General features: G+C 64.9%; 10 protein-coding genes. 6 read left to right on the top strand and 4 right to left on the bottom strand.

The window, feature by feature from the left end:
• Positions 1 to 9: 9 nt before the first annotated feature.
• Complete coding sequence (locus tag VFZ97_06450) at positions 10 to 765, bottom strand: 5-oxoprolinase subunit PxpA (protein ID HEX6393064.1); 756 nt, start codon at positions 763 to 765, stop codon at positions 10 to 12.
• A gap of 41 nt (positions 766 to 806) precedes the next feature.
• On the opposite strand from VFZ97_06450, the gene treY reads away from it, so the two are divergent.
• The 3 genes from treY (at position 807) to VFZ97_06435 (ending at position 8,141) form a co-directional block, all read left to right on the top strand.
• On the top strand, positions 807 to 3,443 hold the full coding sequence (gene treY / locus VFZ97_06445; GenBank protein ID HEX6393063.1) for a malto-oligosyltrehalose synthase: 2,637 nt from the start codon (positions 807 to 809) through the stop codon (positions 3,441 to 3,443).
• A gap of 15 nt (positions 3,444 to 3,458) precedes the next feature.
• A complete protein-coding gene (gene treZ / locus VFZ97_06440; GenBank protein ID HEX6393062.1) occupies positions 3,459 to 5,192 on the top strand; it encodes a malto-oligosyltrehalose trehalohydrolase in 1,734 nt (577 codons plus the stop codon).
• A gap of 408 nt (positions 5,193 to 5,600) precedes the next feature.
• A complete protein-coding gene (locus VFZ97_06435) occupies positions 5,601 to 8,141 on the top strand; it encodes a sensor domain-containing phosphodiesterase (GenBank protein HEX6393061.1) in 2,541 nt (846 codons plus the stop codon).
• 31 nt (positions 8,142 to 8,172) lie between these two features.
• Here the strand turns inward: VFZ97_06435 and VFZ97_06430 are convergent, their stop codons facing one another.
• Both VFZ97_06430 and VFZ97_06425 read right to left on the bottom strand, forming a co-directional pair.
• The gene (locus tag VFZ97_06430) at positions 8,173 to 9,210 is read right to left on the bottom strand and encodes a cyclic nucleotide-binding domain-containing protein (GenBank protein ID HEX6393060.1); all 1,038 of its coding nucleotides are present in this window, start codon (positions 9,208 to 9,210) and stop codon (positions 8,173 to 8,175) included.
• Positions 9,211 to 9,339: 129 nt separating this feature from the next.
• Positions 9,340 to 10,962, bottom strand: a complete 1,623-nt coding sequence (locus VFZ97_06425; protein HEX6393059.1) for a trypsin-like peptidase domain-containing protein — start codon at positions 10,960 to 10,962, stop codon at positions 9,340 to 9,342.
• A gap of 173 nt (positions 10,963 to 11,135) precedes the next feature.
• Here VFZ97_06425 and VFZ97_06420 point away from each other — a divergent pair, with 173 nt between their 5' ends.
• Positions 11,136 to 12,227 (top strand): PilT/PilU family type 4a pilus ATPase, encoded by a 1,092-nt coding sequence (locus VFZ97_06420; GenBank protein HEX6393058.1) that lies wholly within the window; start codon positions 11,136 to 11,138, stop codon positions 12,225 to 12,227.
• Entirely contained in the window at positions 12,227 to 12,955 is a 729-nt protein-coding gene (locus tag VFZ97_06415; protein HEX6393057.1) for a DUF429 domain-containing protein, read from the top strand. The genes VFZ97_06420 and VFZ97_06415 overlap by 1 nt, the downstream gene beginning before the upstream one ends.
• Positions 12,956 to 12,967: 12 nt before the next feature.
• Here VFZ97_06415 and VFZ97_06410 read toward each other — a convergent pair whose 3' ends face one another.
• The gene (locus VFZ97_06410) at positions 12,968 to 13,543 is read right to left on the bottom strand and encodes a hypothetical protein (protein ID HEX6393056.1); all 576 of its coding nucleotides are present in this window, start codon (positions 13,541 to 13,543) and stop codon (positions 12,968 to 12,970) included.
• A 205-nt stretch (positions 13,544 to 13,748) separates the two neighbouring features.
• Here VFZ97_06410 and VFZ97_06405 point away from each other — a divergent pair, with 205 nt between their 5' ends.
• The gene (locus VFZ97_06405) at positions 13,749 to 15,497 is read left to right on the top strand and encodes an AAA family ATPase (protein ID HEX6393055.1); all 1,749 of its coding nucleotides are present in this window, start codon (positions 13,749 to 13,751) and stop codon (positions 15,495 to 15,497) included.
• Positions 15,498 to 15,525 lie beyond the last annotated feature (28 nt).

Here is a 15,525-nt window from a genome sequence, read left to right as displayed (position 1 = left end):
CGTTCTTGATCAGCTCGCCGTGAAGGACCTGACCGCGACTCCGGCCTGTTCGAGTGCCATGCGGATCGTGCGTGCAAGCGTCGGCGCGCCCGGAGTGTCGCCATGCACGCAAATGGAGTCGCTCTTCATCGGGAGGACCGTACCGTCGCAAGCGGTCACCGCGCCTTCCGTTGCGATCCTCACCGCTCGCTCGGCGACCAGATCTGGGTCAGTCAACACCGATCCGGGTTCCGAACGGCTGAGCAATGTTCCGTCAGGCCGGTATGCGCGGTCAGCGAACGATTCCAGGAAGAAGGGCAGGCCCTCCGACTCCGCCTTCTGCGCCAACGTGGACCCTCCCGGGCACAAGAGCGCGAGGCTCCCTCTTCCGGCGAGACGAACCGCGTCGACGACTGACTCGGCGGTGGAGGGATCAACGGCGGCGCGGTTGTACAACCCGCCGTGAGGCTTCACGAACGTCAACGCGCTCCCGGCCGCCGCCGCGATAGAACTCATCGCGCCAATCTGGTACGCCAGGATCGCCAGCAGCTGGTCGGGAGGGACGTCCATGTCGCGGCGGCCGAAACCCTCCCGGTCGAAGTACGACGGATGTGCCCCAAGCGCAACCCCCCTCGACGCAGCCGATCGGGCGGTGTTCAACATCTCGAGCGGAGTGCCTGCGTGAAAGCCGCAGGCGATGGAGGCGCTGCTGACAACGTCCAGCACGGCCTCGTCCGTCGGGTAGCCCTCCCCGAGATCCGCGTTCAGATCGATCGACCTGCCCACGACCGCAGTATTACAGCTGCGGCGCGGGTAAGACTTCAGCGGTGGTCCCGAGCTCGACCTACCGGGTACAGCTGAACAAGGGCTTCACCTTTGAGGACGCTGCTCGGATCGCGGAGTACCTGTCCTCACTGGGAGTTTCGCACCTGTACTGCTCTCCCTATTTCCAGGCGGTTCCGGGAAGCACCCACGGGTATGACGTGGCGGACCCTCACCGGTTCAACGAGGAGCTCGGAGGAGCGGCGGCCCACGCCTCTTTGGTCGGGGCTTTGAGGCAAGCCGGCCTGGGACAGGTGCTCGACATCGTCCCTAACCACATGGCCGCAGACGCAAAGTCGAACCGATGGTGGTGGGACGTTCTCGAGAACGGCCCGTCGAGCCCCTACGCCCGCTACTTCGACATCGACTGGGAAGCCGCCGACGAGCGCTCGTCCTACACAGTTCTCGTGCCGATACTGGGCGACCAGTACGGTCGGGCGCTGGAGAAAGGCGAGCTCACGATCGTCCGCACCGGTGGAACGTTCGTCGTGCGCTACTTCGAACACGAGCTGCCGGTCTCACCCAAGACGGTCGACGAGGTCCTCGGTCGAGCGGCTCGGTTATCGGGGTCCGCCAAGTTGGCGGACATCTCGGAGGGCGTGAGGTCGCTGCCCCCCGCCCGGGTTACCGACCGCGCAGGTGTCCAAGAGCGTCACGATCGGAAGATCGAACTCGCCCGGCAACTGTCTGAGCTTTGCGAGCGCGACACCGGAGTGGCGCGAGCGGTGGAGGATGAGGTCCGGGAGGTGAACTCCGACCCCGACCGCCTTGACGAGCTGCTGCGCCGGCAGAACTACCGGGTCGCTTACTGGCGGATCGCGAGCGAAGAGATCGACTACCGGCGGTTCTTCAATATCGAATCTCTGATAGGCGTCCGGGTCGACGATCCGGACGTGTTCGCCGACACGCACAGGCTGATCATCCAACTCGTCGAAGACGGAACGCTGGATGGGTTGAGAGTGGACCACGTGGACGGATTGCGAGATCCCGAGGGCTACACCGTTCGACTCAGGGAAAGGACCGGCGGCGTCTACACCGTCGTTGAAAAGATCCTCCAAACCGACGAGGAGGTGCCCCGTGCCTGGCCCGTGGCGGGCACTTCCGGATACGACTTCCTCATCCGGATCAACAACCTGTTCGTCGCGACCGAGAACGAGGCGGCCATGACAACCGCCTACCACGACTTCGCCGGCGAGATCGAGCCGTGGCCAGAGGTCGTGCACGCCGCGAAGATGCATGTCATGCGGGAGGATCTCGCCGCAGAAGTAGAGCGCCAGACAACGCTCCTTGCGCAAATCTGCGAGCGGCACCGCCGCGACCGCGACCACACCCGCCGGGAGCTGCGCGACGCCGTGCGGGAAATGGTGTCCCACTACAGCGTCTACCGGACTTACGTACGACCGGGACACCCGGTGCGTCATGAGGATCGACGTCAGGTCGGGCGCGCGTTGGACGAAACGAGAGAACGCCGGCCCGACCTCGACGGTGAGCTGCTGGTCTTCCTCAGTGAACTGGCTCTCGGGCTGCACGACGGAGACGCGGAACACGAGTTCTGCGAGCGTCTGCAGCAGCTCACGACTCCGGTGATGGCCAAGGGGGTCGAGGACACCGCCTTCTACCGGTACAACCGGCTGGTGTCGTTGAACGAGGTGGGAGGCGACCCGGGTGCGTTCGGGCGGCCTGTCGCGGAGTTCCACGAGACCACTGCCCGATTGGCGAGAGCTTGGCCAGAGACGATGCTGACACTCTCCACCCACGACACCAAGAGAAGCGGTGATGTCCGCGCCAGGTTGAACGTGATCTCGGAGATCCCTGGCGAGTGGAGCCAAGCGGTATGGCGGTGGGCGGAAATTGCGGACGGATACCGCAGGGACGGTTGGAGCGACAGGAACGCTGAGTACCTGCTCTACCAAACACTGGTAGGCGCGTGGCCGCTGGACGTTGACCGGGCGGTGTCGTTCATGCTGAAGGCGGAACGCGAGGCGAAGGTGCGCACGTCTTGGAGCGACCCGGATTCGGAGTACGAGACAGGTCTCGAAACCGTAGTCAGGGGCTTGCTAGGAGATGGGCGCTTTCGATCGGACGTCGCACGCTTTCTGGACACCCACGCCCTCATAGAAAGAGGGCGCCGAAACTCCCTTGCGCAAACCGCCTTTCTCCTCACGTGCCCGGGTGTCCCCGACATCTACCAGGGAACCGAACTGTGGGACCTCAGCCTCGTCGACCCGGACAACCGGCGTGTGGTGGACTTCGACTCGCGAATCCGGCTACTGAGCGAGATCAAGTCGGGCGCGATCGGGGAGCTAGCCCTTAATGAAGGAGCCGGCGCTTCGAAGCTCGGGATGATCCACCGGCTGCTCCAGTACCGGCGCGACAACCCCGACCGCTTCCAGTCCACGATGTACGAGCCGCTCCGATGCGAGGGGCCGTCGTCAGAAGCGGTAGTGGCGTACGACCGTGGAGGCGTTGCGGTGATTGCGCCCGTACGCGCGACGTCCGACGTCGCACGCACGACCGTTGACATACCAATCGGCGAGTGGCGACACCTGCTGACCGGAGACCGTTGGAGCGGTGGGACGAACGACGTTGGATCTCTGTGGGCCCGCTTTCCTGTCGCGGTGCTCGCACGGGAGGACAGCTGATTGCACGAGTTCTCGGTGTGGGCGCCGTTCGCTCAACAGGTAAACCTGGTCATCGACGGGTCTTGTCATGGGATGCGCCGCGCACCCGGCGATTGGTGGCGGACGAAAGTTGACTACGCAGGGCCAGGGACACGATACGGGTTCAGCCTTGATGGTGGCCCGGTGCGGCCCGATCCCAGATCGCGGTCCCAACCTGATGGGGTTCACGCGCCGTCGGCGCTGGTTGACGCCGACGGCTTCCCCTGGACGGACCAAATGTGGAAAGGCATCTCGGCGCGCGGGCTGCTTCTCTACGAGCTGCATATTGGAACCTTCACACCCGAGGGAACGTTCGATGCGGCGATCCAGCGGCTCGATCACCTTGTCGCTCTCGGCGTGAGCGCCGTCGAGCTGATGCCTGTCGCGGAGTTCCCCGGAACGCGTGGATGGGGGTACGACGGAGTAGACCTGTTCGCCCCGCATCACGGTTATGGCGGGCCGGACGGTCTCAAGCGGTTCGTGGATGCTTGTCACTGCAAAGGCATGGGCGCGGTGCTCGACGTCGTCTACAACCATCTCGGGCCGTCGGGGAACTACTTGCGCGAGTTCGGCCCGTACTTCTCCGGCCGGTACCAGACCAACTGGGGTGCAGCGGTCAACTTCGACGGACCTGGGAGCGACGAGGTCAGGCGGTTCGTCATCGACAACGCGAAGTACTGGCTCGAGGAATACCACTTCGACGGCCTGCGGCTCGACGCGGTCCACGCGATCGTCGACGAGTCCGCCTGTCACATACTGGAAGAGCTCGCGGTGGAGGTCGACGCGTTGGCGACACATCTCGGGCGGCCGCTGTTCGTCATCGCGGAAAGCGACCGGAACGATCCGCGTCTCGCTCGGAGCCGGGGCGCCGGCGGGTACGGCCTCGACGGCGTTTGGGCCGACGATTGGCACCACGCACTCCACGCCGTCCTCACCGGCGACCGCGTCGGCTACTACTCCGACTTCGGTTCGCTCGGCCCCCTCGCGAAGGCGCTTCGCCAGGCCTGGGTGTACGACGGGATTTGGTCGGAGCACCGCGGCCGCCGGCACGGGCGCTCGCCGGTGGGACTTGCGGGCCACCGGTTCGTCGTGTTCACCCAGAACCACGACCAGGTGGGTAACCGAGCCGCCGGCGACAGGTTGGCCGCGCTAGTGGGCGAGGGGCGCCAGAAGATAGCTGCGGCTCTGCTCTTGACCGCGCCGTTCACCCCGATGATCTTCCAGGGCGAGGAGTGGGCTGCGAGCTCGCCGTTTCAGTACTTCACCGACCACGACGACCCGAAGCTGGCCCGGGCGGTTAGCGAGGGGCGTCGCAACGAGTTCACCAGTTTCGGCTGGGACCCCTCCGAAGTGCCGGATCCTCAGTCCCACGACACCTTCCGACGCTCGAAGCTCGATTGGCAGGAGCTTGACAAGGAGCCACACGACAACATCCTGGACTGGTACCGGACGCTCATCGAGCTGCGCCGCTGCCACGCCGAGCTCAGTGATCCGCTCCCGGGATCCACGGTAGTTGAAGCGAGCGATGAGCTCGGAACGGTCACCGTGCGAAGAGGATCAATCCGAGTGGCTGTCAACTTGTCCGCCGGCGACCGCGCCTTCGACCTGCCCCCGGACTGCGAGACGCTCGCGTCTTCAGCACCATCGATCCGGACCGAACAGGGTCAGCTGGTTCTCCCGCCGGACTCCGTTGTGATCCTCAAGGATCCACCGGACACACTCAAAAGCTAACAAACACATCTAAAGGGTGCCGGCCCGACCGGTACGTCGACCTGTTGTTTTTTCTCTCAAGGTCTGCACCGATCGGGCCGATGCTTACTGCGAAGAGCACTCGGTCAGTTGCCTGCCAGCGTCGGACCGGTGATCAATGCAGGAATTGGGGTCTGCCGTTTAAGGCGGGCCTCAATTCCAAGCAGCACCGCGCGTAACGCGGGTCATGGTATCGAGCCACCTCCTCTCGCTTGTTGCCTGCCATCACCACGGAGAGTAAGGGGTAATTTCCGGTTTTTCCAGTGGGCAAAGGCAAAAAAATTGCGTGAAAGGGATTGTTGTCCCGCCGTTGTTAGGATTTTGGTCAAGGCCCTGTTGGATTTGGCCGATTTAGAACCCTGACTCCGCTGTACGCGGGAGGGGCTGCACGTGGCAATCGAACGACGCGATAAATCAACTACCGCCGTCAAGCGATCGAACACTCTTCGTGTTTGGAGCTACATCGGCGCGGCCTCGGTCGCTGCACTCACCGTCGGGGTCATCGTGGTGGTGAGCTCGAGTCCTCCGCGGTTTGCTCATCACATTCCATGGCCTCTGCTGGCCGTGAGCTTCGTGGCGACCTCAGCCTTCCCGATGAAGTTTCACGTTCGGCGGCAGACCGTACAGTTCGACCTCTTCGAGCTAGCGTTCGTGGCCGCCGCTGTCAGCGCGAGCCCTGGCGGGGTGCTTCTCGCCCTTCTTTGCTTCCAGGTGGCTTCGTTGCCTCAATACAAGTGGCGCCCCGACCGGTTGGTGCTCAATACCGCGGCGTCGTCACTTTCGGTGGCTGTGAGCCTGGCCGTCTTCTACTCCCTTATGGAGGGCTCTGCGGCCATCGGCCCCAGCACTTGGCCGGCGCTGGTGATGATGCCGGTCATCTATGGGTTCATTACCAGTCTGGTGGTATTCGGCGTAATTACCATCAGCGGGGGGTTTCCGGGGTGGGCGTATTTGAGGAGTTGGTTCACAGGGTACGGACTCGTTCTGCCCCTCAACGCCGCCCTCGCCATCGTCGCAGCGACAGTTGCCTCGACTCAGCCCTGGGCTCTGCTCCCGTTGACCGGTACAGCGGTTTTGCTGACCGCCTGGTACCGCCGTGCCGACAAGATCCGCAGCCGTTACTCGGACCTGCAAAAGCTCTACGGCTTCACGGTCAAACTCGCGGAGCAGTCGGAGGGCGCGGACCTGATCACGACGGCCTTGACGGAGGCCCGCAACCTGCTTCACGCGATGTCAGTCGGCGTCTATCTGCCCGGCAAGACCGGGATGGTCCTCTACCAACTCGACGCCGAAGGTGAGGTCAAAGCCTCGCACCAGGAGCTGCCCCAGTCGCTCAGGAAGGTCGCCAAGAACGAAGGATCCATCGTCATTGCCAGGGGTAAGCACCCTGCGATGCTCGCCGATGTCGGCCTGTCCGACCTCATCGCTGCTCCTATAGATGTCGGCATCGAACGCCTCGGTGTCCTCGTGATCGGGGAGCGAGAAGGCAGCCGGGCCACCTTTGACAACGACGACCGGCTCTTCGCAGAAGCGCTCGCGGCCAACATGGGCACGGCGCTCACGAGCGTGCGGCGCCACGACGCTCTGCAGGAATCGCGCATCCGGCGGGAGTTCGACCTCCGCCACGACGACCTGACCGGGCTGCCGAACCGGTCCGAGTTCTCCAGCCAGCTGTCTGGAGCGCTGGCCAAGAGGCAGCAGTCCGAAATGATGGCCGTCGTTCTCATGGACCTGGACGGCTTCAAGGAGATCAACGACACCGTCGGCCACGACATCGGCGACGTGGTGTTGCAGCAGACGGCGATCCGGCTGCGGGAGGTTGCCGGTGACAAGGACGTCGTCGCCCGGCTCGGTGGCGACGAATTCGCTCTTCTGATCCCGCAAGCCGAAAGCATCGACGGCGTTCTGCGCGCCGCCGAGATGGCCAGAGACGCTGTTTCCCGCCCGATCCGGGAGAAGGGCCTGGTTCTCGACCTCCGGGCGAGCGTCGGAGTGGCAATCGTTCCCCTTCACCGCGACGACCCGCTGAAGTGCGCGGAGGTCGCCATGTACGAGGCGAAGAGGTCGCACGGCGGGATCGTCACCTACGACCAGGCGATCGACCACAACACGACGCGCAAACTCCTCCTGGCGACCGAGCTTCGACGCGCTATGTCTGCCGACGAGCTCGAGGTCTACTACCAGCCGGTCGCCGACCTGCGCACAGGTGAAATCAGAGGCTTCGAAGCCCTGCTTCGCTGGCGCCATGAGCATTACGGCAGCGTCTCGCCCTCCGAGTTCATTCCCGTCGCGGAGAAGACCGGTCTGATCAATGAGCTGACCTGGTGGGTTCTCGGGAGGGCGCTTCGGGAGCTTCGCCGTTGGCAGGACGACGGCTACGAGTTCAGCATGGCAGTGAACCTCTCCGCGCGCAGCTTGATGGACAAGGACCTCGTTGGCCGCCTGCGTCTCCAGATCGAGGACATCGGCGTTCGTCCAGGCAGCGTGCAGCTCGAGATCACCGAGAGCTCGATCATGGTTGACCCCGACCGCTCGGAGAAGGTCCTCCAGGAGCTCGCCGACCTGGGCGTCGAGCTGGCGATCGACGACTACGGCACGGAGTACTCGTCGCTTTCCCGCTTGCAGCGGCTGCCGGTGACCACCGTGAAGATCGACCGCTCGTTCGTGATGCACATGTGCTCCAACGATCGAGACGAGAAGATCGTGCGAGCGACGATCTACCTCGCGCACACCCTCGGCCAGCGGGTGATCGCCGAAGGCGTCGAGGACTTGACTACCTGGGAGAGGCTCACCGAGCTCGGCTGCGACGAGGTCCAGGGCTACTACCTTTCGGCGCCCATCCCCGCCGAGCAATGCCGGCTGTGGGTGCGCAACCGCCAGCCCGCCCGGCTCGCACCGGTACGCCACCTGCGCCCGGTCGCCGGCGCCTAAGGGCGTCGCCCCTCACTTCAATACCGACGCGTCAGCCGCTTGATCTGGCACTCCCGGCGTCGGTCGGGTCGGACAGCGCAAGCGACGCGGCCGTGACTATGTCGTGAACCGCGGCGGCCAGCTCAGACCTCAAGTCGGGACTGAGGATCTCGGCGGCGGACCGGCTCGGGACGGTCACGCGAAGAACTCCGGGCTCGTCGAAAAACGACTTCGGGTTTGCTTTGGCGAACACCGCACGCATCGGTGCGTTCTCCTCGAGAACATGACCGACGAGAGTTTCGATCCCGCCCTCGGCGGCGGCGACCCCAAGCGCGCCGAGCAGGAGAGTGCCGAGACCACGCCGGTGATAGCCCTCCGAAGTGCCGAACGCCACCTCCGCCGAGGAGCGATCGGCGAGCCGCACGAAACGCGCGGTGGCGAGACCCTTGTGGTGATCGACTGCGTCGACGGCGAGCCAAGCGAAATGGTCGACATAGTCGATGTCGATGAGATAGTCGATCATCTTCTCGCTCGGTGGCTGAGGGCTGAAGAAGCGCCGGCGAAGCGAACCCTCGGACAAACGGTGAACCTCCTCACCGAACGCGTGTCGGTCGATCGGCAGCAGAGGGCGGAGAAGCACCGCCGTTCCGTCTTTCAAAAAAGCCGCAACAGGTCGCAGGTCACGGGCCAGCCTGGCGCTCGCCAGCCGCCGGACACGTTCGTAGACCGGCGGTATGTGCAGCAGGAGTTCAAGAGCCTCCCGGTCGCCGACAGCCAGCACGACGGGGTCCACCGCGGTCAACGTCGCGGTGCGCGGCAGGCCGCGCAGGACGGCCAGCTCGCCAAGGATCGACCCGGGTCCGACTACGTCCAGGATTCTCTCGCTGGCGGGCGACCCCCGGCTCACCGACACCGTGCCCTCGAGCACAAGACCGAACGTCTCGCCGGGCTCGCCCTCCCGCGCCAGCACGTCGCCAGGAAGGGCGTTTCTGCACCACATCCTGGCCGCGACCGCGTCGAGTTCCGGCTGGGACGCGCCCTCCAGCAGCGACAAGCACGCCAGTTGCTTTCCTTCGATCGTGCCTGTCATCCCAGACCGAAGCGTATGCCGAAGCGTCGCAGAAACGGCTTGCTCGAGCGTCGGCCGCAACCCGCGCCCGGGTCGGCCTGCTTCGCAGACGTCTCGAATGCCATCGGCACTCGGCATCAGAATTGACGGCTATGCCGCAGGGCCGGTACCGAGCTCCACGGTGGCTTGGTGCGACTGGCCGGAGGGATCGACCCAGCCGACCGGAACTTTGTCTCCCGGGTGGTACTGGCCGATGAGGGTGGTGAGGGCGTTGGGGTTCTCGATCGACTTGCCGCCGAGGGTCACGATCGTGTCACCGCTTTGAAGGCCGGCCTGTGAGGCTGGGCCTCCGGTGACCACTCCGCTCAGGGTTGCGCCCGAAGCGCTTCCGGTGGTGTCGACAAGAACGCCGAGAAACGCGGTCGGACCGATATGCACCGAGCTACTCGCCTGCCCGTTGCGGATCTGGGATGCGATGGTCTGAGCCTGGTTGATCGGGATGGCGAAGCCCTGGTTGCCCTGGGTCTGGAACGAGAAGCCAGCTGACGCAGCCGTGTCGATCCCGATTACCTGCCCCTTGTTGTTTGCGAGAGCACCGCCGGAGTCCCCGGGCTGGATGTTGGCGTTGGTCTGGATCAGCCCGGTCAGTTGCTCGGTGGTTCCGTTGCTGTCGTCATTGGCGGTGATCGATTGGTTGAGCGCTGTGACCGTCCCAGGGGCGCTGCTCGGGGTTCCGCCCACACCGCCGGCGTTGCCGATGCCGACTACGAAGTCACCGACCGAGACTTTGTCCGAGCTGGCTATCACCGCAGTCTGGAGTCCCGACGCGTCGCGAAGCTTGACGACCGCGACGTCGTGGGTCCGGTCGTAACCCAGGACGTCGCCGACGTAGGTCTTGCCGTTGCCAATGTCGGTTGCCTGGATCGAGGTCGCGCCGGAGATGACGTGGTTGTTGGTGAGGACGATGCCGTCAGGCGTCAGCACGATCCCGGTGCCCGCGGCCTGCCCGTGTTGGTAGCTGAGCGAAGTGTTGATGTCGACCAACGCCGGGGCGACTTTGGAAACGATGGCGGACGTGTCGGCGCTCGAGCCCCCAGAACCGGAGTTGCCCGAGTTGCCGCCGAAAGGGTTGAACGAAGGCCCGGAGGCATTTCCGTTGTTCGGATTGAGGGACGACTTCCAGACGCCGTGGCCGATGCCCAGGCCGACCAGGACCGCAGCGACCAGAAGAAGGGCGATGACCGTGCTGGGCAGAGTTCGAGGAGGGCGAGGTGGCCGGTACTCGGGGCTCCATGGCGTCGCCCAGCCTCCCGGTTGCGAACCCGGCCCGCCGGGACCTCCGCCCCAGCCGCCCCATCCTCCGCCTTGGCCCGGGTATCCGGGGTATTGCGGCTGACCCGGTTGACCCGGTTGACCTGGGTGACCTGGCTGTCCTGGTTGTCCGGAACCCCAACCGTGTTGCGGTGGCGGGGGAGGGGGGTTCCAGCCGCCGCTCCCTCGGTAGGGGTCTCCCTGCGCCCAACCCTGGGGCGGCCCGGCGGGCTGTTGGCCCGGCCATTGGTTTGGGCCGCCCCAATCCGCCGGGGGAGGAGGGCTCCACTGGCCCGTGCCGGGCGGATACTGGGCCGTGTCGTGCGGCAACGGCTGGTTCGCAGCCGTCGGCACCCAGGCGTCGTACGGGTTCTCGTCGGTCTGATGGGCCTCGTCGGCGTTATCCGGCTCAGACGTGCCGTTCGAGTTGGGGGCCGGGGGGTTTTGGTTCGTCTCGTCCATTAGTCCTCGTAGACCTGCAGGCTTCAGGTCTGTCCGCCACCAGTAAACGGGGCCTGTCTGAGCATTGTATGAGAGGGCCCTGAGACTTCGGCAGGTGATCCGGTTTGGGTTGTTGTGAGTCGGTTGTGTTGACGTTGCGGGGGGTGTGACGGGGCCGCTGAAAGATATGCGGCATGGCCGTGGAACCCCGCTTGGACGCCTGGCTCGCGGTGCTTGACGAACGCGACGGGACCGACATCCTGCTTACGGATGGATCGGCGCCCCTTCTGCGTGTCGACGGGCGCCTTACCCCTCTGGACGGTGCCGAGCCGCTGTCCGGTGAGGAGATCGAGGTGATGGCCCGGACCCAGATCAAGGACCAGTACGGAGACCGGATCCACATGGGCCGTGAGGTCGACTTCTCCTTCTCCTGGCGCAACAAGGCTCGAATCAGGGCGAATGCCTTCTATCAGCGGGGGGCGTGCTCGTTGTCCCTCCGGCGGATCCCTATGCAGATCCCCACACCCGTCGAGCTCGGCCTGCCGCCGGTCCTGTCAGGCATCCTCCGCAACCCGAGCGGCCTGATCCTCGTGACCGGCCCGACCGGCTCCGGTAAGTCGACGTCGATGGCGTCGATGATCGACGTTCTGAACCGCAACCGGGCGTGCCACATCGTCACCGTCGAAGACCCGATCGAGTACTTGCACTCCAACCACCAGTCGGCTGTTTCCCAGCGCGAGGTGGGCACCGACACCGAGTCGTTCGATTCGGCACTCAAGTCGGTCCTTCGCGAGGACCCCGACGTTGTGCTCGTGGGTGAGATGCGCGACCTCGAGTCGATCGCCGCAGCCCTGACCATCGCCGAGACCGGCCACCTGGTCATCACCACCCTCCACACCAACGACTCAGCCCAGGCGATCGACCGCATCATCGACGTGTTCCCCGCCGAGCGCCGCCCGCAGATCCAGATCCAGCTCGCCGGCACCCTTCTCGCCGTCCTCTACCAGCGGCTGGTCCCGAGGCTCAACAGCGGCCTCGTCGCCGCTTACGAGCTCATGGTCGGCATCCCGGCCGTCCGCAACCTGGTCCGTGAAGGCAAGACCCGCCAGCTGCGCAACGTCGTCGCCACTCACAGGGCCGACGGCATGCAGACGCTGGAAGGGGCGCTCATCGACCTGATCGAGGCTGGCGTCATCGACTATCAAACCGCAGTCGACGCCAGTCTTTACCCGCAAGACATCCCAAAGCCGAGACCGCAGCCGGTGCCGGTCGGCGGCGTCGCGTGATGTCCAGCGGGCAGGTAGGGCAGCGCTCTGCGCTGCCCTACCAGATCCTCGCCGGCGTCGAGCCGGTGCCCGGCGGCTGGTTGGTCGCTCCGGGCAACTTGCAGGGCATAACCCTCGCTCCCCAGCCCGCCTACGTGCTCACCACTTTGGCGGACGTGCTGGACTACCGCCCGTCGTTTTCCGTGGTGGCTCTGCACGCGCCCGTCGGCACCGAGGAGAAGCCGGGGGAGATGAGGACTTGCGACGCCTCCGCACGGGAGATCCTCGGCCGCCGCAGGGGCGCGGTCGTCCGAGCTCCTTCCCGGGCCCTGCTCGACGCCGCCACTTTTGAAGAGGCCCAGGCCATCGATCGGAGCCTCGACATCGTTCGTTGGCGGTCTCTTCGCAAGGCCGCCGAATCCATCCGTGAGTGCCAGTCGTGGAGGCAGCGGATGGTGTGGGAGGTCAACCCGGAGCTTGCGTTCCGCCAGATGAACGACGGCGACAACCTGAATTACGGCCGCCGCACACAGCTCGGCCGCAAGGAGCGGATCTCCCTGCTCGAGAGGAAGCTCCCCGGCTCCGAGCGGATCCTCCGCGAGCGCCCGCCCAGGGTGCGCGAGGAGAAGCTCGTCGACGCTCTCGCCGATCTTTGGACAGCTCGGCGCATCTGCGCACACGCAATCACCCGCTCGGCCGACCCGCCCGTATGGGACGAGGAAGGCGTGCGAATGGACATCGTTTTCTGAGAAGAAGTCGGCTCACCTAGTTCTCAACAAGCCTGAGGGGGCAGCCCTCAGATCCGACCGTAGGCGAGGGTCGGATTTGCTCCGGTAAACGGGCCGGTCTGCAATACCAGCAGGCCGGCCCGAACCGTTTTCTGGGTTCGGTTGGATTGACCAGTGCAATCCGCATGGAGCTTTTTGCCGTATGTACGCCCGGTCGGAAAAAGGAAACCGGGTGATGAGAAATAGCAAGCTGACCTTCAGAGCGCTTTTGGCGGTGGCCGCTCTGGCCTTTGTGGCTTGCGGCGGGACAACAAAGGCAACCCACACTCTTCCTGGAGCTGGAAACGGCACCACGTCGTCGTCCAGCTCCACCTCGTCGACCGGTCCTTCGGGTCCGAGCACGCTTGCCCCGACCACAGTCGGAGGAGTCGCGACGACGCCTCCGACGTTGCACACGACGAGTCCGCCGGTGGGAGGCTCGAGAGCCACAACCCCGCCTCCCGCGCCGACCAACCCGCCGGCACCCACCAACCCGCCGGCGCCCACAACTCGACCTGCACCGGTAACCACCGCCCCGCCAACAACCGCGCCGCCGACCACCCCTTGCACAATTCCTCAAGGCAACGTGGCCGACAACGATGCGGACAACCACGGAGCGCCTAGCGACGGCGATGGATGCGACGTGTGACGCTGATGACCTGTGTCATAGAAACGCATCAAGAGCCGGTCGGAATGTGCCGACGTCCGAAAAATGGGGTTCTCCACTCATAACTCCGTCTGGCCTGGCATGCTGGGGTTGGAGGAGGGCGATCTCATGAATGTTGATCAGCTGCGGGACGGGAGGGTGCTCCCGGTCCGCGTGGCAGACGTAGGAATCGCCCGCGAGATGACTCGCCGCCGGCGTCTCGAAAAGATCGTCCTATTTGGGCTCATCGTTGGTGGATGGCTGTGGGGGTCGGTCGTCGTCGGTCATCTGATCGGAAAGCCGCACCTCACCAGAACCGAGACTCAGCTGCTCCCGCTGCTCGCCATTCTGATTCTGGTCGCTGCGGTCATGGTCGTCCCATTTATTGCCGCCGGTCGTTCCCCGCACATCCGTTACCGCCCGGAAGACCTCGACGTCACCCTGGACGACGTGAAGGGAATTCCGGTCGTTGTCGAGGAGGCGGTCCGTACCCTCAACCTCTTCCTCGCTCACGCAACATTCCGGGAGGAGATGGGCGGTTCCCCGAGGAGGGGGATCCTCTTCGAGGGTCCACCTGGCACAGGGAAGACTCACCTGGCCAAGGCGTTGGCGCGCGAGGCCGGCGTGCCCTTCTATTTCGTCTCTTCGTCGGCTTTCCAGTCGATGTTCTACGGGCAAACCAACCGCAAGATCCGCTCGTTCTTCACGACCCTGCGCGAAGCCGCCCGCCGCGAGGGCGGTGCGATCGGCTTCATCGAGGAGATCGACGCGATCGGGGCCACACGGCAGGGGATGGGACCCGGCGGGGGCCGCGAGGGCATTGCCGGCGTGGTTAACGAACTGCTGATCCAGCTGCAGTCCTTCGATCAGCCGCCGCTTCGAGTCCGCTGGTTCTCAGGAGTTATAGAGATCATCAACGCGCTGCTCCCCCCCGACAAGGCTCTGCGCAAGCCGGTCCTTGCGCCGGCGAATATTCTCGTTATCGGTGCAACCAACCGCGCATCCGACCTGGATCCCGCTCTTCTTCGCCCTGGTCGCTTCGACCGCACGCTTACCTTCGACCTGCCGAGCCGCTCGGGCCGCAAGGAGATCCTCGATCACGAGCTGATTCGGCGGGCACACGAGCCTGAGATCGTGGAGCGGACCGACCAAATTGCGGCGTCGACGTTCGGGTACAGCCCGGCGATGCTGGTGCACCTTCTCGACGAAGCGCTCGTGTGGGCGCTCCGCAGAGGCGCTGGAGAAATGTCCTGGGACGACATTCAGAAGGCGAAGATGACCGAGGAGATAGGGCTCGCCCAGCCGGTCGAGTACACTGAGGCGGAGCGCCGCACGATCGCAACCCACGAGGCGGGTCACGCGACGATCGCGTACCTCGTCGGAAAGTCCAGGAAGCTCGAGGTGCTCTCGATCATCAAGCGGAGCGCCGCGCTCGGACTGCTCGCTCACTCGGATCTCGAAGAGCGCTTCACCCAGACCGAATCGGAGCTGCATTCACTGGTGCAGATCTCGCTCGGCGGTCTCGTCGCGGAGCAGCTCTTCTTCGGCGAGCGAAGCTCTGGGGTGGCGGGCGACCTCAAGTACGCGACCACCCTCGCAGCGACCATGGTCGGCAGCATGGGCATGGGCGACACCCTTGTCTCCTACGAAGCGGTACAGGCCGGCATGGCCAACCTGCCCGGGAAGGTGCTCTCGATGGACGAGGGACGCGCTGCGGTCGCCGCAGTGCTCGATGAGGCTCGCGCCGAGGTGACCAAACTGCTCCAGACGAACCGTCACATCGTCGAGGCCTTGCGCGACGGGCTGCTCGAGCACGACGAACTCGTCGGCGACCGGATCATCGAGGTGATCCGGGGAGCGGTTCCGCTGCCGGCTTAAGGCTCGATGTGGTATCCGATAAGATACC

The organism is Acidimicrobiales bacterium, assembly GCA_036378675.1.
In the GTDB taxonomy this organism is placed as follows: domain Bacteria; phylum Actinomycetota; class Acidimicrobiia; order Acidimicrobiales; family Palsa-688; genus DASUWA01.
Note: the sequence above shows the minus strand (reverse complement) of the source record. Positions and strands in the feature narration are given on the sequence as shown.

What these genes read in the sequence shown, in the direction of transcription:
- VFZ97_06415 (HEX6393057.1), top strand. Translation starts at nt 12,227, where the DNA reads ATGTCCAGCGGGCAGGTAGGGCAGCGCTCTGCGCTGCCCTACCAGATC.
- VFZ97_06420 (HEX6393058.1), top strand. Translation starts at nt 11,136, where the DNA reads ATGGCCGTGGAACCCCGCTTGGACGCCTGGCTCGCGGTGCTTGACGAA.
- VFZ97_06405 (HEX6393055.1), top strand. Translation starts at nt 13,749, where the DNA reads ATGAATGTTGATCAGCTGCGGGACGGGAGGGTGCTCCCGGTCCGCGTG.
- VFZ97_06430 (HEX6393060.1), bottom strand. Translation starts at nt 9,210, where the DNA reads ATGACAGGCACGATCGAAGGAAAGCAACTGGCGTGCTTGTCGCTGCTG.
- VFZ97_06425 (HEX6393059.1), bottom strand. Translation starts at nt 10,962, where the DNA reads ATGGACGAGACGAACCAAAACCCCCCGGCCCCCAACTCGAACGGCACG.